This is a genomic window from Kitasatospora herbaricolor (genome assembly GCF_030813695.1).
In the GTDB taxonomy this organism is placed as follows: Bacteria; Actinomycetota; Actinomycetes; order Streptomycetales; family Streptomycetaceae; genus Kitasatospora; species Kitasatospora herbaricolor.
Genome location: NZ_JAUSVA010000002.1, coordinates 8,300,514 through 8,320,775 on the forward strand (window position 1 = coordinate 8,300,514; position 20,262 = coordinate 8,320,775).

14 protein-coding genes and 4 pseudogenes are annotated in these 20,262 nt (G+C 70.4%); 11 read left to right on the forward strand and 7 right to left on the reverse strand.

The genetic code is table 11. The features are described from left to right. Positions 1–90: 90 nt before the first annotated feature. A pseudogene (locus J2S46_RS35965) lies at positions 91–324 on the forward strand (CinA family protein); the annotation flags it as partial. A 74-nt stretch (positions 325–398) separates the two neighbouring features. Continuing rightward, positions 399–556 (forward strand): annotated as a pseudogene (locus J2S46_RS35970) (NF041680 family putative transposase); the annotation flags it as partial. 121 nt (positions 557–677) lie between these two features. On the opposite strand, the gene J2S46_RS35975 reads toward J2S46_RS35970, so the two are convergent. Further along, on the reverse strand, positions 678–2,681 hold the full coding sequence (locus tag J2S46_RS35975) for an alpha-galactosidase (protein ID WP_191292124.1): 2,004 nt from the start codon (positions 2,679–2,681) through the stop codon (positions 678–680). A 673-nt stretch (positions 2,682–3,354) separates the two neighbouring features. On the opposite strand from J2S46_RS35975, the gene J2S46_RS35980 reads away from it, so the two are divergent. Then, positions 3,355–3,537 carry a hypothetical protein gene (locus J2S46_RS35980; RefSeq protein ID WP_191292123.1) on the forward strand — a complete coding sequence of 61 codons (183 nt, stop codon included), beginning with the start codon at positions 3,355–3,357 and terminating at the stop codon, positions 3,535–3,537. A 7-nt stretch (positions 3,538–3,544) separates the two neighbouring features. Next, positions 3,545–3,694: pseudogene (locus J2S46_RS35985) on the forward strand (response regulator transcription factor); the annotation flags it as partial. 159 nt (positions 3,695–3,853) lie between these two features. Here the strand turns inward: J2S46_RS35985 and J2S46_RS41060 are convergent. The 5 genes and pseudogenes from J2S46_RS41060 to J2S46_RS36005 form a co-directional block, all read right to left on the reverse strand. Further along, positions 3,854–4,153 carry a hypothetical protein gene (locus J2S46_RS41060; protein ID WP_442358325.1) on the reverse strand — a complete coding sequence of 100 codons (300 nt, stop codon included), beginning with the start codon at positions 4,151–4,153 and terminating at the stop codon, positions 3,854–3,856. Positions 4,154–4,466: 313 nt separating this feature from the next. Continuing rightward, positions 4,467–4,598, reverse strand: a pseudogene (locus tag J2S46_RS41065) (hypothetical protein); the annotation flags it as partial. Positions 4,599–4,888: 290 nt separating this feature from the next. After that, a complete protein-coding gene (locus J2S46_RS35995) occupies positions 4,889–5,065 on the reverse strand; it encodes a hypothetical protein (protein ID WP_191292121.1) in 177 nt (58 codons plus the stop codon). A gap of 1,348 nt (positions 5,066–6,413) precedes the next feature. Beyond that, positions 6,414–9,302: a helix-turn-helix transcriptional regulator gene (locus J2S46_RS36000; protein WP_229913042.1), complete on the reverse strand. Its 2,889-nt coding sequence runs from the start codon at positions 9,300–9,302 to the stop codon at positions 6,414–6,416. A gap of 114 nt (positions 9,303–9,416) precedes the next feature. Next, a complete protein-coding gene (locus J2S46_RS36005) occupies positions 9,417–9,635 on the reverse strand; it encodes a hypothetical protein (RefSeq protein WP_191292119.1) in 219 nt (72 codons plus the stop codon). A gap of 639 nt (positions 9,636–10,274) precedes the next feature. Between J2S46_RS36005 and J2S46_RS36010 the strand changes: the two genes are divergently transcribed. From J2S46_RS36010 to J2S46_RS36040, 7 genes are all read left to right on the forward strand, one after another. Beyond that, positions 10,275–11,549, forward strand: coding sequence for an ABC transporter substrate-binding protein (locus J2S46_RS36010; protein ID WP_191292118.1), 1,275 nt, complete (start codon positions 10,275–10,277; stop codon positions 11,547–11,549). Between the two features lie 106 nt (positions 11,550–11,655). Continuing rightward, entirely contained in the window at positions 11,656–12,597 is a 942-nt protein-coding gene (locus J2S46_RS36015; RefSeq protein ID WP_307352405.1) for a carbohydrate ABC transporter permease, read from the forward strand. Then, positions 12,597–13,496 carry a carbohydrate ABC transporter permease gene (locus J2S46_RS36020; protein WP_191293297.1) on the forward strand — a complete coding sequence of 300 codons (900 nt, stop codon included), beginning with the start codon at positions 12,597–12,599 and terminating at the stop codon, positions 13,494–13,496. The genes J2S46_RS36015 and J2S46_RS36020 overlap by 1 nt, the downstream gene beginning before the upstream one ends. Positions 13,497–13,659: 163 nt before the next feature. Continuing rightward, positions 13,660–14,028 (forward strand): ROK family protein, encoded by a 369-nt coding sequence (locus J2S46_RS36025; RefSeq protein ID WP_191293296.1) that lies wholly within the window; start codon positions 13,660–13,662, stop codon positions 14,026–14,028. Next, entirely contained in the window at positions 14,025–14,939 is a 915-nt protein-coding gene (locus J2S46_RS36030) for a 1-phosphofructokinase family hexose kinase (protein WP_191293295.1), read from the forward strand. The genes J2S46_RS36025 and J2S46_RS36030 overlap by 4 nt, the downstream gene beginning before the upstream one ends. A gap of 33 nt (positions 14,940–14,972) precedes the next feature. Next, positions 14,973–15,854, forward strand: a complete 882-nt coding sequence (locus tag J2S46_RS36035; protein ID WP_191293294.1) for a class II fructose-bisphosphate aldolase — start codon at positions 14,973–14,975, stop codon at positions 15,852–15,854. A gap of 91 nt (positions 15,855–15,945) precedes the next feature. After that, positions 15,946–16,623, forward strand: a complete 678-nt coding sequence (locus tag J2S46_RS36040; protein ID WP_191293293.1) for a histidine phosphatase family protein — start codon at positions 15,946–15,948, stop codon at positions 16,621–16,623. 888 nt (positions 16,624–17,511) lie between these two features. Here the strand turns inward: J2S46_RS36040 and J2S46_RS36045 are convergent. Beyond that, positions 17,512–20,130 carry a CBM35 domain-containing protein gene (locus J2S46_RS36045; protein ID WP_191293292.1) on the reverse strand — a complete coding sequence of 873 codons (2,619 nt, stop codon included), beginning with the start codon at positions 20,128–20,130 and terminating at the stop codon, positions 17,512–17,514. Positions 20,131–20,262: the final 132 nt, after the last annotated feature.

The following is a 20,262-nucleotide window of genomic DNA, read 5'->3' on the forward strand; positions in this document are numbered from 1 at the left end:
CTTGACGCGGCGGGCAGCACCCTGGCCGTCGCCGAGTCACTCACCGGCGGCCGCCCCGCCGTGGCGCCGGCCTAGGCGCCCGGCGCCTCCAGCGTCTTCAAGGGCTCGGTCACCGCCTACGCCACCGACGTCAAGGCGCAGGTCCTGCACGTGGCGCCCGACCTGCTGGACAGCAGGGGCCCCGTCGACGGCGAGGTCGCGCAACAGATGGCGCAGGGCGTTCGGACCCTCATGCGCGCCCCCTGCGCGCTCGCCACCGCGGGCTTCGGGCCGGCGCTCCACGACCACCTCCGCCCCTCCGAGAGTCCTGGGAGGACATGGTGACCGCTTCTTCGCCGTCCGGCCGGTCTGCGAACGTCGCGGCCCCCGTCCGTGACAACCGTCGGCGACGGTCCCGTCCCCGCCCGCGCGAACCCGCGGCTGCCGACCGCCGGACCTGCCTGGTCCTTGCCGTCCACACCCAGCTCCGCCTCGGCAGACCCCTGGCGCAGACCTACGCCGACCCTGGGAGCGGCCCCAGCCCGCCGAACGGATCTCCCCCGCCCGGGTCCGGCGCCGCCGCGTCTGCGCCGCCCCGGGATCTCGGCTGACAGTGCGAAGCACTCCGGGGCAGCGTCCCGCGCTGTCCCGGAGTGCCCGGTGGTGAGGGGCCGGGCCCGTTGCGGGCCCGGCGGGGGTCAGGGGGCCGGCGGGGTGTTGAAGGGGGCGGCCCAGGTCTGGTTGGTCTGGATGTTGTTGGGGGCGGCGCCGCAGGTCCAGAGGTCGACGGGCGTGCCCGGGGTCGTCGTTGCGCTGCCGTAGACGTCCAGGCACTTGGTGGTGCCGGCGAGCTTCAGGTTGCCGTCGCGGTTGTAGGTCCAGGTCTGGTAGCCGGGGGCGGAGCCGCAGGTCGCCACAGCGGCCCACTGGCCCGATGCGCTGTTGACCACCCCGTTGGTCGTGGTGGCCTGCGCGGTCAGGCAGAGGTTGGAGGCCCCGGCCTGGAGCAGCTTGACGGAGCCGTCGCTGTTCATCTGCCACTGCTGGTTGGAGCCACCGTTGCAGGAGGCGAGGTCGATGGCGGTGTTGGTGGTGCGGGACTGGTAGTTCTCCAGGCAGAGCGCGGCCTTGCCCCAGTTGTTGCGGGAGGCGGTGATCTGGCCGCGCGGGGTGGAGGTGCTGCCGGCCGGCGGGGTGATCCTGAACATGGCGCTGTCGTGCGAGGCGACGGTGAGCGCCACCGTTCCGGTCGACGTGCTGGTGGTGTGTGCCCACAGGTCGCGGACGGTGTAGCTGCCGCCGGTGGTGTCGAAGCCGACGGCGTTCAGGTCGAGGGTGTAGTTGGCGGACGCGGCACCCTTGTTGAGGACGACCACGGCCTTGCCGCCGTCGGCGAGCGGCTTGACCACGACATCGATGCCACTGTTCGCGGCAGGAGTGCCGTCCGCGTTGGCTGCGCCGCCGGAAACCCGCTGGCCGCCCGCGCCGAGCGTGTCCTGGTCGACCGCGATGACCTCGGTGTTGCCGAGGATGCCGATCGAGGCGTTCAGGTGGGCCGCCTCCGCCGGATGGGCGGCGATGTAGGACGGGGAGAACTTGCGGGCGTCGGTGGAGATGACCAGGGGGGCCGCCATCGCGGAGAACAGCGACATCTGGCTGCGCTCCTCGGCGGTGGTCATGCCGTTGTCGCCGATCAGCAGCATGTCAGCGTCGTTCCAGTTGCCCGGCCCCTGGTAGCGGGCGAGCTCCTGAACGGCGTCGAAGCTCTGGTAGGCGCCGAAGTTGTACCCGGACTGCACGCCGAGCGGCTGGTTCCACGGGTCGGTGGCGCCGTTGTCCCGGTCGTTGAAGATGTCCGGTCCGACGCGCCAGAGCTGGCCGTTCGAACGGACCATGTTCATGAGGGCGGACTTGGTCGGGCTGTTGCCGTACCCGGCCGGGGCGGAGATGTTGAACATGACGTTCGGCCTGGCGGTGCCGCCGTTGTTCTTGTTGGTGACCGCGGTCTTGAGGGCGCCCGCCATCCTCGGGGCGGTGACGTTGTGGCCCTCCACGTTGCCGCAGTTGTCGTACTTGAGCGCGTCGACGCCCCAGAAGACGAAGGAGTTGGCGTCGACCTGCTCGTAGTACTCGCTGCCGTTGGGCAGGTTGGGCGCGGTCGGGGTGGCGGTGGAACAGGTGTGGGTGCCGGAGGTCTCGTAGATGCCGAACTTGGCGCCCAGGCTGTGCAGGTAGTTTCCGTACGCGGTGAGCTCGTAGTCGAAGCCGGGCTGCTTGCTGGTGTTGCGGACGTCGGTCGCGCCGCCCCAGTTCAGGCCGCCGTGCAGGTAGCCGGAGCTGTTGCGGTACATCCAGCAGTCGTCGACGGTGATGGTCTTGTAGCCGTTGGCGATCAGCCCGGCGTCGGACAGGCCCTTGGCGTTGTCCTGCATGTACTGCTGGAACGAGTAGTTGAGCTGTGCGGACCCGTCGAGCGGGGCCTGGGGTCGGCACTCGGTACGGGCCCAGTTGTTGTAGCCCATGGGCGGCAGGGCGGCGATCGGTCCGCCGGGGGTGGCCGACGGTGAGAAGTTGGCGGCCGGCTGGGAGACGCCGTCGTTGGCGAACACCGGGGCTGCGTTCAGGACCGTGCCGGTCAGGATGAGGGTGACGCTCAGCAGCAGGGGTGCTGCCTTGCGCGGGCGGTGTGCGGGAAGGATCACTGTGGGGGAGCCTCTCTCAAGAAGTGATCTGATGTGCACTTTTCGCCGCTCGATGATGCACTTCGGGCTTGCGGCCGTCAGAGCGGAGCGGCGCGGGAGCGACGTCGATGGGGCGGGTGCGGGGTGGGTTGCCGGCGATCCGGCGCGGGACGAACCGGGCGTGGACCGGCGGACATCTGACGGGATGACACGGGGCCCGGTAAGCCGAATCACAGGACACCGTCCGTGGGTTGCGGTCTGCGGAGCCCCGCCCTGGATGTGCGCGACTCACACGGAAGGGCGCGATTCGGGGGATGGGGTGGTGGCTTCGTCGGAGGCAGGTTGGTTCCGTACCGGGGGTGGAAGCGTGGTGGGCCCGTTGCCCGAGCCGGCTGCCGTTCTGCGGCGTCACGCTGCGATGGGCGTAAGTGTTGACCCCTGGGAACTGCGATCTCCAGCCCGGTTACCAATTCGTTGCAGAGATTCGTCCATTGAATCGGACAAATTATGTCAAAAGAGCTCAAAATTTGCTTAGTCTTGCATTAAGATGACGTGAATAAAGCATGATGCGTCATCAATGGAGCTTCCTGTCGAACGAACGCACCCCCCTTCGAGGACCGCACGACCGTCGGAGATCACCGTCGGGGCGCCGTGCTCACGGGAATCCGCCACGGCATCTGGCAGCAAGGCGGGCATGTCCATCGGCGTCGCGGCCGTCTTCAGCCCGACGATGAAGCGACTCGAAACCGCAGCCGTCGCCGGGCTCGGCGAAACCGAGCTCCGGCGGGCGGTGGCCCGCGGCACCGGGCTCGACCTCGACAAGGCCGTCGCGTTCGCCCGCGGCGCCGACGGCGTGGCCACGGCCCCGCCGGAGTGACAGTCCGCTGACCGGGTGCGAACGGCAGGTCTCGGATCTCGTGGCCGAGGGCCTGTCGAGCAAGCGGATCGCGGCAGAGCGGGTCATCTCCCAGCGCACCGCGGAGGGCCACATCGAGCACAGCCTCACCAAGCTCGGCTCCTCCTCCCGTACACAGATCGCCTCCTGGGTCGTCCGAACCGCAAGGACCGCACACCATCCCCCCACGAGGCGCCAAAGGGCGTCGTCACCCCCGGCGACCGGCAGCCCGCTGCCTCCGGGCCGGGTCTGTACAGCCAGGCCCTGTCCCGTCATCCGTGGTAGCGCTGTGTGGCGGTCACTGGATGAGAAGCGTGGCGTCGTTGCCCTCGGCCGGCATCATAAGTTGCGCGAAAGCCCTGCTAAAATGGGCGAGTTCGGTCCCCTCCGAGCAGGCCTCGCAGAGTTTCCACAGCTGAGTGGTGTCCTTGTCTCGCGGGTCCTCGGCGCGGCTGAGGAGGAGGCGGGCGAAGCGCTGCGGGGTGGTGACCGGTCTGTCGCCCTCGGCGCGGCCCTGGGTGATGTGGCGGACCAGGAGGTTGGCGCTGCCGGTGTAGCCCAGTTCCTCGCTCTCGAGCAGGAGGTGGGTGACGGACACCGCGGGGTGTTCGGCCCGACGCCTGCGCAGGTGGTCGCGGTAGGGGGGCGACGAGCGTGGGCTCGTAGAGGGGTGTGCGCCGGTCGCCGGTGGGCTCCTTCATACGGGCGTACCGCTTGACGGTGTTCAGGTCGACGTCGAGGCGGCGGGCGCATTCGAGCAGTCCGACGCCCTGGTCGAGCAGATGGTGGACTCGCTGCCAGCGATCGAGGGTGGTCCGCTCGCGGAACGTCTGCCGCGGGCAGCCGAGCACCGGACAGAGCAGACGCCCGACCCGCACCAGCACCAAGACCCGCCGTCCGTCCACCGGCACGTCCGCGACCACCCGCCCGCGGAAGCCGTGCACCCGCCCCGTCGCCTGCCCGCACGCCTGGCACGGCACCGGATCCTCCCGGGTCCGGGCCGACACCCGGATGACCCCGCTCTCGTCCGTCACGCCCTCCATGACGAGGGTCGGCAGTCCCGAAAGCACCACACCCACAAGCTCGTTGACATCGTGCACACCATGCCGACGGCGGCAGTGACACTTCGTTACCACCGACTGCGGGACAGAGCCGATGACCGTACAGACCCGCTGTGGGCTGCAACGGCTGCGCGAAGAGATGATCCGGGACGACGTCGCCTTTCGCCGGAACGGAGGCGTGACGTGAGAACCACCGTCAGGCAAGTCGGTCGCGGATGCGGGACGACGACTGGAACACCGCGGTGCGCCGGCCGTCCTGGCACTGCCTCACGTCAGTTGGCCACGGTTGACCGCCGGCGCCAGATGGTCGCGAGCGGCGTGGGCAGGGTCAGGATGCGGCGGCACCCGGCGGCCGTCAGTACCTGGTGGGCGAGGTGGGCGCGGTACTCGTTGCTGGAGAAGACCCAGGACCCCGGTATCAGCAGCACCTGATGGGAGCCGTCCTTCATGGCGTGGACCAGGGCTTCGAATTGGGGCCGAGGTCGCCGGCTGTCGGCTGGTGGGAGGTTGTCGAGATAGAGCACCGGGGCTGGCATTCCGAGGCAGGCGGCGAAACGGCGCAAGGCATCGCGCTGGCTCTCCAGCGAGGTCGGGCCATGGAGCGGACGGCGTAGGTAGGCGGCAGGCGGCAGAACGGCGAGGGGGTCGGATGTGTGCATGTGAGTGCTCCCCGGAGGGCTCGGAGAAGCGCCCCTGCCGGGGCCTTAAGGACAGGTCGTCCGGTGTGCGCTCGGCGGTCCCGTCGCCCGTGTGGACGGCGGGGCCGCCGTCGGTCTGGTCGATGCGCAGGAATGGCGTAGCCGTGGTGGGTGGGTCGGTCGGAGTGAAGGGCGATCGGCGGCAGGGCGTGCTCGATGGAGGTGGTGCTGACGTCGGAACGGCGGGGGCTGGTTCGCTGGTGTCCCCGACCATGCCCGGCCGCCGTCGCCGGGGTGGGTGATGCGGCGGTCGGCGCGGGCTGATTCGGTGCTCAGCGGTCAGGAGGAATCCTTGGGATCCACGATTCCAGACCCCTGCGGAGGTTCACACGGCCCGCACGTCCCGGTGCGGTTACGGTCTGCCCCGATCATTGCGGGAAGGGTGCGTAGAGGACCGCATCGTTGCGCAGTTGCGGGCAGGTGGTAGTACCAGGCGTCGGAAAGGGTCGAGGCGGACTTCTCTCGTGTTGCGGGCCTTCTGTGCCGTTGGCAGGGGTGGAGGCGGTGGTCAGTCGCGCGAGAGGGGCGTCGAAGCCCGGAATCCGGTGGCCGCCAGATTCCCGCAGCCATGGTTCTCCCAACTTGTCGGGCCGGTAAGTCACCTGATGGTCGCGGGGCCTTGGTGCCGGCCAGCTGGGGACCAGGCGCGGGAGTGGGCCACATGCGCGTCTCGATGACCACAACTTCTCCAGCACCGAAAAAGGGCACCCGTTCATCGTTGCCACCGGCGGGACCTGTCGGTCGAGTCGGCAGAACCGGATCTGGCCGCTGCCCGTCCGGCAAGACCGGTGGCCGACGGGAGACCTCGCGCCGACCCACAACATGGCTGACCACGTGATCCGTGGCCGATAGGCCCAGGAGATCCTTGAGGCGGTCGCAGTACGGGGAAGCGGAACCGGAACTCGCGAGTGGGCCGGCTGCCCCCTGGGCAGATGACAGTGTTCCGGCCTGCCGATGCCGCTTCATGCGAGGACGGAACCTGTGCGGGGCCGCCGGCCGTTGACCGCGTGGGCTCCGGCCGGTCCCAGGGCATGCCCGTCCCCGTCCCTGGGCCGCCCGACCTGCACGTCAGGGGTCAGGCCCCGCTTTGCCCGGGTGATCAGGAGTTGGCGACGGCGGTGCGGGGGTCGCTGATGTCTTTGCGGGTGGTGTGGAGTTTCTTGAGGACGCTGGCGACGTGATGTTCGACGGTGCGGGACGAGAGGGAGAGGGCTTGGGCGATGTCCTTGTTGGTGGCGCCGGTGGCGAGGAGGCCGGCGACCTGCGTCTCGCGGGGGGAGAGCGCGTCGCCGTAGCTGCGGCGGCCGCGAGGGACGGGACGGTCGAGGCCGAGTTCGCGCAGGGTGTGCTGGCAGCGGGCGGCGTCCGCGGTGGCGCCGAGGGCGGCGAAGGTGGTGGCGGCGTCGGTGAGGTGGCGGGCGGCGGTGTGGGGATCCGCGCAGGTCAGGGTCCGGGCGGTCTCTTCGAGGCCGCGGGCCGCGTAGTAGGGGCGGCCGATGTCGGCGATGATCCGGCGTTGTCTGTCGAAGAAAGCGGCGGCGCCGGCGTTGTCGCCGTCGTACTGCAGGAGGCGGCCGTGGGCGAAGGCGAGCGCGGAGCGGGCGGCGGGAGCGTCCTCGCCTTCCAGGGCCTGCTCGGCCTCGGCGATGATCTCCCGTGCGGCCTGGGGGCGGCCGCTGGCGAGGGCGGCCTGTACGGCAACCGCCAGCAGGAGGGCGGACCTGGACCAGGTGGCCTCCCTGCGCCGCCTGTCGAGGGCGGAACCGATGACGGCCCAGGCGTCCTGGGCCTCACCCCGGATGAGGAGGACGTGGGCGATGCCGGCCGCGGCCCGCAGTGCGCAGTCCGGCTCCAGGGCCGTTTCCCCGAGGTGGGCGGCGTGGCGCAGTTGCTCCAGGGCGAGGGCCCACTGTCCGCGGACGGCTGCCAGGTATCCGCGGCCGAGGTAGGCCTCCATCTGGATGTCGGCGGTGTCGGGGTACTGGGTGAGGAGGGCTGTGTGGTCCGCCTCCAGGTGGTCCCAGCGGCCTGCCTGCCAGTCCAGCCGCAGGAGTTGGCTGGCGCTGTAGGACTCGATGAGCGCAGCGGTGCCCAGGCGTCGGGCGAGGTCGAGGCTCTCCCGGAGCAGTGCTTCGGCGCGTCGGTCGTGCCCGACCGCCAGACCGTAGTAGGCGACGTTGAACAGGGCGCGGGCGCTCTGGCGCAGGACTTCGGGGTCGGGGTCGTCGCGGGGCAGTCGCTCGACGAGGTCCCAGACGTTCGGGTCGTTGGCCCTGGCCATCAGGGTGAGGCGGGTGGCGTGGACGGCGGCACGTGCGCCACGGTTGGGGCTGTCGTCGGCGGCCTCCTGCGCGCGCCGCATCCACGCCTGTGCTTCCTGTTGGGTCCGGTTCGGGTTCACGGCGAGGGCGACCATGGCCCGGGCGGCCAGATCGGGCCGGGTGGCCAGTTCCTCGATCGCCCGTTCCAGTTCGCGTTCGCCGACCGCCGCGTCGCCTCCCTGGTTGACCATGAGGAGGCCGAGGGCGAGGCGGATCTCGCCGCGGGCGGCGTTCGGCAGGCGTGGCGCGGAGACGATGCGGCGCAGGGCGGTGGCGCTGGTGGTGTGGTCGACGCCGTTGACGGCGATCCGGGACAGGGCCAGGGCAGCGCGGGTGCGAAGGTCGCCTTCGAGTCGTGGTTGGGCGAGGATCTCGTGGATGAGTGTGGACGCGGTGCCTTCGTCGCCGAGGGAGATGGCCTGGTCGGCGGCGGCTTCGGCCTGGCGCAGCCAGGCGGCGGTGTCGCCCAGGGCGCGGGTGTGGTGGGCGATCTGGACCAGGGGCGGGGAAGGGCGGGACATGAGGGCCCGGACGGCCTCCCGGTGGAGGTCGAGGCGCTGGGGGCCCGGAATGTCCTGGTGGACGGTCTGCCGGGCGAGGGCGTGGCGGAAGGTGTAACGGCCGGGGGCGGCTTCGCGCAGGACGGCGGCCTGCAGGGCTTCGGTGAGGGGCGGCCCTGCCCGGCGGGGGTCGAGGCCGGCGACTTCGGCGAGGAGGGACTGGTCGGCGGGTACGGCGAGGACGGCGGCGGCCTCGACCAACGCGACGGCCGGCTCGGACAGGGTCGCCATGCGCTCGTTCACTGCTTCGCGCAGTCCCCGTGGGACCTCTGCTTCCTTCAGGACCGACACGTCGACCGCGGCAGGGGCGACGCCCTTCGGACGGCTCGGGCGCGGTTGAGTGGTGAGGGTGAGCAGGTCCTCCTCCACGATGAGTGGCAGGCCCGCGCTGCGTTCGAACAGGGTCTGGCTCAGGGTGGTGCTGGCACGTGGGCCGAGGACAGCGGTGGCGAGGTCGTGCACGTCGTGTTCGGTGAGGGGGCCGAGATGGATCTCCGCGCCGCCGGTTCCCGGTGGGCGGCGGTAGGGGACCCCGAGGACGGGGACGTCGGCGGGCAGGTCCTCGCGGCGGTAGGTCAGCACCACCCCGAGCCGTTCGGGCAGGTCCCGGGCGAGGAGCAGGAGCAGCTCGCGGGTGGCTTCGTCCGCCCAGTGCAGGTCCTCCACCACCAGGACCAGGGGGCTCACGGCGTCGAGCACGGAGCGCACCGCGCCCATCAGCTGGAAGCGTCCGGCACGGGTGTCGTCCGGGAGGGCGGGGGGCGGGGGCAGTCGGTGGGCGAGCGCGGGCAGCAGCGGGGCCAGTGCGCCGGCCTGGGGGTTGAGGCGTTCGGGCGGGGGCAGCCAGTCGCCGGTGCCGCTGAGGGCGTCCAGGACCGGGCCGAACGGCAGGGGTTCGCGCAGCGGATGGCACATGCCGGTCACCACACGTGTCCGGCGGTCGCTGAGCGCCGCTGTCGCCTCCTGGATGAGGCGGGACTTACCGACACCGGGTTCGCCCTCCACCAGGACCACGGCCGGCGGTATCTCCAGTGCTGCGAGCAGCAGGCCCAGTTCCCGGCCCCGGCCGACGCAGGCGAATCCGCGCCCCGAAGCTGCGTGCGTCACTGCCACACTCCTGACCTCCGTGGGGCTCGGTGTCCGTGACCCCTCCTTCAAACTACTCCCCGTGAGCTTCCGCCGAGGCGGACAAGTGCGCGTTGGATCTTGAGTCCCGGCACGTCAGGTAGGGCGTCCTCCGGCCGCTTGCTTCCCGGACGCCTGCGCCCCGGAGATGGCCGGCCACTCCGAGTACTTCACGTACGGGCGGTTGGGCATCGTGTCGATGATCTCGTCGTCCGCCCGGTCGGGGCGGATGAACCACTGCTCGACGGCGCCGGTGCCGGAGGAGGGCGGCAGGGCACCGGTGATCCGCTCCGCGCGGCTGTCGACAGCGATCACCGTCCGCTGCGCTTCAGGAGTGCCGCCGACAGGTGTCCCGGGTGGACGAGCGGGCGAAGGCAGTGAGCTCTCTGCCCTGTGCGGGCTTGAACCGCCGGACTGCTCGTCCCACCGCGCGGCGCTTCGTCGCGACCGGGCCGGCGCGGGGTGCGTGCGGTCTGCGGCACGTGTGTGGTCAGGGTGGGCGGCGCGATGGTTCTGATCAGCCGTCACAACGGCCTCCCGTCACGAATGCGTGGTCATCGTGGGGTGTGGGTGCCCCGCACAGCCGGATTGGCCGGGGAGCCGTGGTGTTGCCCGTCCTTGCATGCAAAGGCTTCATGTCATGACGCATTATGCTCTATATGGCCGCTGAGAGTGCAGAAATGAGCAAGTGATCTGGACTTACGGGCACTATGCCCGTTTTGTCACGTTGCTGCCGCAACGATTGGATAACCGAGCTGGAGATCGCGGTCGGAACCCGTTAAGACTTGCGCTCACCGCGGGACGACGCCCCGCAGCGGCAAGCCGGCCGGACGGCACGACTGTGCCCTCCGCTCGCCGTAACCCCCCGGCGCCATCCTCACTTCGGCGAAGCCGTCGTCCCCGCCCATCCCTCCGGACCGAGCAACCACGGTCCGCGCACAAAGGCGAAATGTCATGAAGCGACGTCTGCTGTGCCTCTCGGCCATCGGTCTCACCGGTGCCCTCGCGCTCTCGGCCTGCACCTCCGGCGGCTCCGGCTCCCCGGCCGCCGGTTCCTCGAAGACCACGATCAAGCTCGTGGCCGCCGACTACGGCGACAAGGCCTCCAACAGCTCCAAGGCCTACTGGGACGCCGTTGCCTCCGCGTTCACCGCGGCCAATCCCGACATCACGGTCGACGTCCAGGTCGTCAACTGGAACGACATCGACAAGCAGGTCAAGACGATGATCCAGTCCGGCAACGTCCCGGACGTGCTGCAGACCGGCGGCTACGCCGACAAGGTCGCCGACGACCTGCTGTACAAGGCAACTGACGTCCTGTCACCCACGACACAGGCCGACTTCATCGACACCTTCTCCAAGGCGGGCCAGGTGAAGGGGACGCAGTACGGCATCCCGTTCGTGTCCTCCGCGCGGGCGTTCTTCTACAACAAGGCCCTCTTCGCACAGGCCGGCATCACCGACGCCCCCAAGACCTGGGACGAGGTGAAGAAGGACGCCGAGCTGATCAAGGCGAAGGTGCCGGGTGTGACCCCGTACGCGCTGCCGCTGGGCCCGGAGGAGGCGCAGGGCGAGAGCATGATGTGGGAGCTCGGCAACGGCGGCGGCGTCACCGACGCCGCAGGCAAGTACGCCATCAACTCCGCAGCCAACATCGAGACGTTCCGCTGGCTGAAGGCCGACCTGGTCGACGGCGGGCTGACCTACCCGAACCCGGCCACCACCGACCGCAAGACCGCCTTCGCGGACTTCGCGGCCGGCAAGACCGCGATGCTCAACGGCCACCCGTCGCTGATCCAGATGTCCAAGGACGGCAAGGTCGACTACGCGGTGGCGCCGATCCCCGGCAAGGACGGCCCGCTGGCCTCCACCCTCGGCGTCGCCGACTGGGTGATGGCGTTCAAGAAGAACGGCCACCAGGAGCAGGTGAGGACCTTCCTCGACTTCGCCTTCAACAAGGAGAACACCCTCAAATTCGACGAGCTGTACAACCTCATGCCGGTCACCAAGGACACCCTCGCCGACATGACGAACAGCGGCAAGCACGCCGACCTGGCCCCGTTCTTCGCCCTGCTCCCGCAGGCGAAGTTCTACCCGCTGGGTGACACCAGCTGGGATGCGGTCTCCGCGGAGATCAAGAAGAGCGGCGGCACCGCCGTCTCCGGCGATCCCGCGAAGGTTCTCGGCGACCTCCAGAAGAAGGCCGAAGCGGCAGCTGCCGACAAGTAGCGGCCCGCGGCCGAGCGCCGCACCGAGCCCGAGCCCGGGCGCCGCCGTCCCTGACCCATCCGGCCGGCGCCCGGCTCGACCCGCACCCTCGAAGGGCACCATCCCCGTGTCATCACACACTCCACCCAAGGACCTCAAGGATCCCAAGGGCCCCTGCCCTCCTCGCCCGGACGCGAAGGCCCGCCGACGCCGCGGCGCCGGCCCGCTGCCGTGGATCGGGCCGGCCATCGCCCTGATCCTGCTCGTCGTCCTGTGGCCCGTCGTCGAGATGGTCCGCACCTCGTTCCTGCGGATCAGCACCAGCGGTTTCGTCCGCGGCAGCGCCGGCCTCGACAAGTACCGCAAGCTCTTCGACGAACCCGGCTTCGCCCCGGTCCTCCTCTGGACCGCCCTGTGGACCGTCGCGGTCGTCACCGTCACCATCGTCCTCTCCCTCGCCCTGGCCCAGCTCTTCAACCAGAACTTCCCCGGCCGCCGCCTCACCCGCTGGGCACTCATCGCCCCCTGGGCCGCGTCCGTGCTGATGACCTCCATCGGCTTCAAGTGGATGCTCGACCGCACCGCCGGCGTCCTCAACACCGTCATGACCGACCTCGGGATCATCGACGGCCCGCAGGACTGGCTCGGCGACCCCGGCTCCGCCAAACCCTGGATGGTCCTGGTCGCGGTGTTCGTGTCGCTGCCGTTCACCACCTACACCATCCTCGCCGGCCTGCAGACCGTCCCCGCCGAGGTCTACGAGGCCGCCAAGGTCGACGGCACCAGCACCTTGCAGACCTACCGCCTGATCACCCTGCCCATGCTGCGCCCGGCCCTGCTCGTCGCGCTGGTGATCAACCTGATCAACGTCTTCAACTCCTTCCCCGTCATCTGGGGCATGACCCAGGGCGGCCCCAACAGCGCGACCGCGACCACCACCGTCTTCGCCTTCCAGCTGATGAACACCGACATCGGCGAATCCGCCGCCATGTCCGTCGTCAACTTCGGCCTGATCGTGGTCATGGTGCTGGCCTTCCTCAAGGCCAGCCGCTGGAACGAGGAGAACTGATGACCACTCACACTGCCGCCGCCCGGCCCCGCACGACATCCCACGTCTCTGCGTCCCCGCGCCGCGCGGGTACGAAGCGGCCGGCGATCAGCCGCCGCACCGCTCTGCTCGCCGTCACGGCCTGGTTCCTCGCGCTGCTGTTCCTGCTGCCGTACGCAGAAATGATCATCACCGCGCTCCGGCCCGCCGACGAACTGCGCGACGCCACCTACCTACCAAGCCACTTCGCCTGGTCCAACCTCATCGACGTCTGGCGTGAGTCGACCCTGGGCGCCAACCTGCGCGTCACCCTGCTCGTCGCGGCCGGCTCCACCCTGCTCGTCCTGCTGGTCGCCCTGCCCGCCGCCTACTACACCGCGCGTGTCCGGTACCGCGGCCGCAGCCTCTTCCTGCTGCTCGTCCTGGTCACCCAGATGTTCCAGCCCACCTCGCTGATCGTGGGCCTCTACCGCGAGTTCTACCAGTTCGGGATGCTCAACTCGCTCTGGACCCTGATCATCTGCAACGCCGCCTTCAACCTCGCGTTCGCGATCTGGATCCTCACCGCCTACATCTCCTCCATCCCCGTCGAACTGGAGGAGGCCGCCCAGATCGACGGCCTCGGACGCTTCGGCGCCCTGCGCCGTGTCACCCTGCCACTGGCCATGCCCGGCCTGGTGACCGCCCTGATCTTCACCTTCATCTCGGCCTGGAACGAGTTCGTGATGGGCCTGCGCCTCACCACCGTCCCCGAGGGCCAGCCCCTCACCGTCGGCATCAACAACTTCATCGGCAACTACACCGTCCAGTGGAACTACCTCTTCGCCGGATCCGTCGTCGCCATCCTCCCCGTCATCGTCCTGTTCGGCCTGATCGAAGGCAAGGTCGTCTCCGGCCTCACCGCCGGATCCGTCAAGTAGCACCCGCACCGCCACCACCATCTGGAGAATCCTTGTCCCGCTTAGAAGCCGAGCGTGCGAGCCGGCCCCACCACCGGGGGCGCGCCGCCACTTTGGCCAGGGCCCGCGGCCTCGACCCGGACCGAACCCGCCGCCGCACCCGCTCCGTCGTCCTGACCGCGGCATGAGCGCCGCAGCCCCCAGGGCCATCGCCATCGACGTCGGCGGTACCGGTATCAAGGCCGCGCTCGCCGACGGCGAAGAAGCCGCCCTCCGCGTCTGGGAGCAGGCCGTCGACGCGCTCGCCGACACACTGCTCCAGACCGCGACGATCCTCGACCCTCCGCTCATCGTGCTGGGCGGAGGGCTCGCCGAGTCCGGCGACCTCCTCCTGTCGCCCCTGCGAGCCGCGATGGCCTCCAGGGCCGTCGTCACCGTCGTCCCGGCCCTGGCCCTGGCCGAAATCGGCGACCGGGCCGGCTGCCTCGGTGCGGGCCTGGCGGCGCTCGACCTGATCACCGTCCGCGCCGACGTGGGAGGACGCCTTCGATGATCGTGACCGTCACCGCCGACCCCGTACTCGACGTCACGTACAACGTGAGGGGCCTCCGCGCGAACCCCACGCACCGTGTCGTCGCGGCGCACGAACAGGCCGGCGGCAAGGGCGTCAACGTCTCCCGTGTGCTGACCACGCTGGGACGCCGCACCACGGCCGTGCTCCCGCTCGCCGGCCCAAACGGCATCGCCGTCCAGGACGACCTGCAGCGCGCGGGCGTGACCCACTGCCTGGTCCCGGGCGGCGCACCGACCCGCCGCAGCGTCGCCGTCGTGGACGACCACGACATGACCATGTTCAACGAGGCCGCGCAGACGTCCGACGACGGCTGGTGGCATGCTCTCACCGGTGTCGTCCACGGCCTGCTGCCCGGCGCCCGGGCCCTGGTCGTCTCCGGCAGTCTTCCCGCAGGCCTGCCCCCGAACTCCTACCGAACGCTCGTCGTCCTCGCCGGCCAACGCGGCCTGCCGGTCATACTCGACGCCGACGGGCCGCCCCTGACCGGCGCACTGGATGCCCGGCCCACCCTCGTGAAGCTCAAGGCCACCCAGCTCCTCGCCGCCACCGGAACCACCGACCCACTGGCCGCCGCCCGGGCCCTCACCGACCGCGGAGCCCGCAACGTCGTCGCCTCAGTGGGACCGGCCGGCATCCTCGCCGTCACCACCGACGGCACATGGCGGGCCTCCCTGCCCGGCTCCCTCACCATGCGCGGCCATCCCACCGGTGCCGGCGACGCCGTCGTCGCCTCCCTCGCCGCCTCGCTCTCCGCGGCCGCCCCCTGGCCGCAGGCTCTCGCCGACGCCGTCGCCCTGTCGGCCGCCACCGTCGTCGCGCCCTACGCAGGCCACTTCGACCGCGAACTCCACCAGGCTCTCCTGCCCGCGGTCCGCGTCGAAGCCCTCTGACCCGCCGCCCACCCTCACCCGCCCCGGAGCACCATGCCCCTCGCCGCCACCAGCGACCTCATCGACCGCGCAGCCTCCAGCGGCACCGCGGTCGCCGCCGTCAACGTCATCACCCTCGAACACATCGAGGCTGTCGTCAGTGGCGCCGAAGCCGCCAGCCGACCCGTCATCCTGCAGATCAGCGAGGGCACCGTCAAGTACCGGCTCGGCCGCCTCGCTCCCTTGGCCGCCGCAGCCGTCGCGGTGGCCCGCGCCGCCCGCGTCGAGGTGGCGCTGCACCTCGACCACGTCAGGAATCTCGACCTGCTCCCGGCCGCCGCCGACTGCGGCATCAGCTCCGTGATGATCGACGCGGCCCACCTGCCGTACGACCAGAACGTGGCGGCCACCCGCCGTGCCGCGGACTGGGCCCACGCCCACGGCATCTGGGCCGAAGCAGAACTCGGCGAAGTGAGCGGCAAGGACGGCCAGGGCCCGCCCGACGCCCACGCACCGGGCGCGCGCACCGACCCTGCCCAGGCTGCCCGGTACATCGAGGACACGGAGATCGACGCCCTCGCCGTCGCCGTCGTCAGCACCCACGCCATGACCCCCGGCACCGGGACCATCGACCGCGACCTCCTCGGCCGGCTGCGCGACAGCGTCCGTGTGCCGCTCGTCCTGCACGGCTCCTCCGGCCTGCCCGACAGCGAACTTCTTGCCGCCGCCGCGGGCGGCATCACCAAAATCAACTTCGGCACCGCCCTCAACATCGCCATGACACAAGCCATTTGTACGCGCCTCAGCAACGAACCACCGGGGGGCGACCCTCGTGGCTACCTCAGTGACGCCCGCACAGCCATGACCGTCGCGACCACGCGCCTCCTCAGCGCGATCGCGGCCCCCGTCGACACACTGTGGAGCGTGACTCCATGACCGGCCCGCGCGGCGCCACCGGGACCGGCGTCCCGCGCCCGTCGGCCGCCACCGACGATCACTCTCGGGGGGGGGGAATCCGGTGCGCCCGATGGGTGACCTCCTCCTCGTCCGCCACGGCGAAACCGAATGGACCGTCAACCGCCGGCACACCAGCATCACCGATGTGCCACTCACCGCGCGCGGAGAGCAGCAGGCGATGCGACTCGCCATGCCACTGCGGACTCTCGACATCGCGCGCGTTCTGACCAGCCCCCGTACCCGGGCGACGCACACCGCACAGCTGGCAGGCCTGCCGAACCCGCAGATCTGCGACGACCTGTGCGAATGGGACTACGGGGCGTACGAAGGACTGCGTACGGCCGACATCCTCCGACGACGCCCCGAATGGAGCCTCTGGCGCGACGGAGTACCGCCCGGCAACGACCAGCCGGGCGAGGGCCCCGAAGACGTGGGTGCGCGCGCGGACCGCGTGCTGGCCTCCCTGCACAGTGACCTCGACGCAGCTGGGCGCCTTGTCGTCGTGGTCGGCCACGGGCACTTCCTGCGGGTGCTCGCAGCCCGTCGGCTCGGCCTTCCCCCGGCAGCCGGCAGTCTGTTCCGCCTGGACACCGCCACCGTCAGTCGGCTGTCCGTCGAACACGGCAGGCCTGTCGTTGCGCAGTGGAACCAGAGCTACGGTGAGTCGACGGAAGCGGGGCGCGGGGAGACGGATCGGAGGCCCGACACGAAGGTGCCTCGACCACGCGTAGGGACCGACCGAGGGTGATGGTGATCTTCCGTCAGCCCGGAGAGGGTCCGCCCCGCCCGCCTCGGTGCGCGGCGGGTCGGCTCCGGTCGATTGCCGTGCGTACAGCGCGCGGCACCGGCAGTTCCGCCTTGGGCCCCGCCGGCTGCACCGTTCCGCGGCCTCACAAGCCTGGAGACCGCGGGTGGGGGAGTAGGCGGGTGGGGAGCAGGCGGGTGGCCCGTTGGACGGACCGCTGGTGGACGTCACCAAACTGGACCACGGAGAAGCCGTCCGTCAGTCGCGCTGGTCACCGACCTCGGGGCGTACCGGGCCGGCGGACTCCCGCTACGGTCCCGGGAACCAGATCCGGTCCGTTCACCCGGGGCTTCGCAGTTCCCGACAGGCCCGGGAGCCGGCTGCGGACCCTGGCGGCCGGCTTCGCGTACGCTCGGGCCGGCGGCCTGGCTCGCTGGACCCACCGCCGGGAAACCCCACCTGCCATCTACCTCGCCGTGGACGGCCTCGTCGCCGACGGCGCCGCAACGACCTGACCAGCCGAATTCCCGATACTCCCGCGCACAACGGGGAAGGGCCTTCTGCGACGGTGCGACCGTCGCAGAAGGCGGACTGGTGAGGGTCAGCCGCCGGGAGGGGCGCCGTACGGGGCAACCCAGGCCTGGTTGGTGGTGATGCTGCGAAGTTGGCGGCCGGCTGGGAGACGCCGTCGTCAGCGCGAGGAACTGTGGCAGGGCGTGGGCGACTGCGCCCGACACGGCTCCGCCGCGCGTGGGCGTCACGAGGCCCTTGGTGGCTGGTCCGTCCGGGTCTCGCGGCGGACCCTGGCCGGCGGTCGCTCGGTGGGCGGAACATGGCAAGGCGTTGCCGCCCGGGCGAGCGCGCCGGGCGGCAACGGTCCGGTGTCCGCCGTCAGACGGTGACGGTGGAGACGGAGGCGGCCCAGCCGGTGGGATTGCCGAACTGGACGGTGTTGTTTCCGGCTTGGAGGATGACGGTGACGGTCTTGTTCTGCAGGACGGTCCAGCTGCCGTTGCTGGGGAAGCTGACGGGGTTGGCGGTGCCCCCGTTGACGGTGATGTTCCCGGTCCGGGGGGCGGGGTCGCCGTTGATGTAGTCGATCTGCAGCTGGTAGGTGCCGGCGGTTTCGGCGGTGACGTTGAGTGTCAGAGTGCCGGTGTTGCTCGTGCCGCCGATGTTGCCGACCAGCTTGCCGTCGAGGCAGGTCGAGCAGTCGGCCACCTGGGCGCCACCACCGAGGGTTCCGGCGGTGTCGGCGTAGTACAGCCGGCCGGTGGGGAGGGTGGGGACGGAGAGGGTGGTCACGGATGCGGCCCAGCCGTTGGGGTTGCTGAACTTGATGGTGTTGGTGCCGGCGTGCAGGCCGACGGTGACCAGCTTCGACTGGACGGTGGTCCAGCTGTTGTCGGTGGGGAAGCTGACGGGGGTCGCGGTGCCGCCGTTGACGGTGATGTCGTCGGTGCGGGCGCTGGTGTCGCCGTTGATGTAGTCGATCTGCAGCTGGTAGGTACCGGCGGTGGCGACCTTGACGTTGGCGAACGTCAAGGTGCCGCTGTTGGTGGTGCCGCCGATGAAGCCGACGAGCTTGCCGTCGGGGCAGGTGCCGCAGGAGGAGACCTGCGCCTGGCCGCCGAGGGTGCCGGCGCGGTCGGCCTGATAGGTGGTGGCGCCGACCGGTGCCGCCCAGACCTGGGCCGCCTTGAGGGAGTCCGGGGCCGCCGCGCAGACGGTGAGGTCGACCGGAGTGCCGGGGGCGCCGGTGGTTCCGCCGTAGACGTCCGCGCACCGGCCCGCGTTGGCAGTGGATCCGGCCAGGATCAGGTTGCCGTCGCGGCCGTAGGTCCAGTTCTGGTAACCGGCGTCCCCGGCGGCGCCGCAGGTGTCGACCCGCAGCCACATGCCGGACTGGCCGTTGACGGCGCTGGTCGTGGTGCCGGACGGGGCGGTCAGGCACTGGGCGGTTCCGCCTGCGCCGGGCTCCACCAGACGGACGGTGCCGTCGGCCTTCATCTGCCACTGCTGCTTGGTCGCACCGGTGCAGGCGGCGATGTCCACCGCGGTGGTGGACCCGTACCGTTCCTGGCACAGCGGGGCGCTGCTGATGCCGCGGGGGCTGGAGGATATCTGGCCCGTGGGGCTGTACGCGGTGCAGCTGCTGTTCGGAGTGATCTTCAGCATGGCGTTGTCGTGGCTGACGATGTTCGCCAGCGCCACCGATCCGGTGGAGGCGGTGGATGAGTTGCCGGTCCAGCCCTGGTTGCCCCACAAGTCCTTGACGGTGTAGCTGCAACCGCTGGTGGCCGTGTCCAGGCCGAGGGCGGACAGGCTCAGGTTGTAGCTGGTCTGGGTTGCGGAGCCCTTGTTCATCACGACGGCGGCCAGGCTGCCGTCGGACAGCGGCTTGGCGACGAGCTCGGTGCCGCTGCCGGAGTTGGCCGGTCCGTCGCTCATCCGCACCGCGCCGGCGCCCAGGGCGTCCTGGTCGACGGCGACGATGTCGGAGTTCTTCAGGGCGGTCAGCGAAGCCGCGGACAGGGTGGGGATGTCGGTGCTCAGGATCAGCGGCGCCGACGTCACCGAGTACAGCGCGATCTGGCTGCGGGTCTCGGCGTCGGTCAGCTGGTCGGGGATCAGGAAGTCCGGGTCGTTCCAGTTTCCGGGGCCGGAGTAGCGGGCCAGTTCGGTGTTGTAGCCGTACTGGGTCAGCACGCCGGCCTGGTTGCCGGTCTTGGTCCAGGCGTTTCCGGCGGCGTGGGCCATCTTCACGTCGTATCCGCTGCGCCAGAGCTGGCTGCTGGCGGTGGAGGCGTCGATGATCGAGTACCAGGGGCTCAGGTCGTTCGGGCCGATGGAGAAGTAGGCGGGGGCGGAGTTGGAGAAGACCATGTCGCGGTGGCTGGCGTTGTTCTTGAGCGCGGCGGCGAAGGCGGCGTAGTCCTTGGCGTAGCCGGCGAGGTTGTTGTCGGCCGAAGGCATGTTGCAGCCGTCCAGCTTGACGTAGTCCACACCCCAGGAGGCGAACAGGTCGGCGTCCTGCTGGAAATGGTTGTAGTCGCCGGGGAAGCCGCCGCAGGTCCAGTTGCCGATGTCTTCGTAAATGCCGAACGCCAGGCCTTGGTTGTGGAGCTGCTGGCCGATGTGGGCCATGCCGTTCGGGAACTTGGCGGGGTCCACCACCAGGTTGCCGTCTGCGCCGCGGGAGCCGGTCATCCAGCAGTCGTCGATCGTGACCGTCTTGTAGCCCTTGGCGGCCAGGCCTGAACTGACCAGGGATGTGGCCTGGCTCAGGATGAGCGTCTCGGACGGTCCGACGTCGCCGGCGTTCGGGTTGTTGGTCGAACAGCCCGTGCTGGCCCAGTTGTTGTAGCCCATGGGGGGAGTGATGGCCAGTGCGCCGCCCGAGGCACTGGTCGCGGTGGTCGAGGCCTGAGCGGCCGGCGGGGCCAGCACCAGACCGGCCAGCACGATCGCGCAGGTGGTGAGCGGCCAGAGTCGGAGAGAACGTTTCAAACCGGGCTCCTTCAGTAGGTGGCCGGGTGCGCCGACGGTCCCTCGTCGGTGCGAGCCGGTCCGGATCGGTCCAGGTCGTAGCGGCCTGGTCGGCGCAACGCCGTCCGCGGGATGTCCGGGGCCAGGTCACTC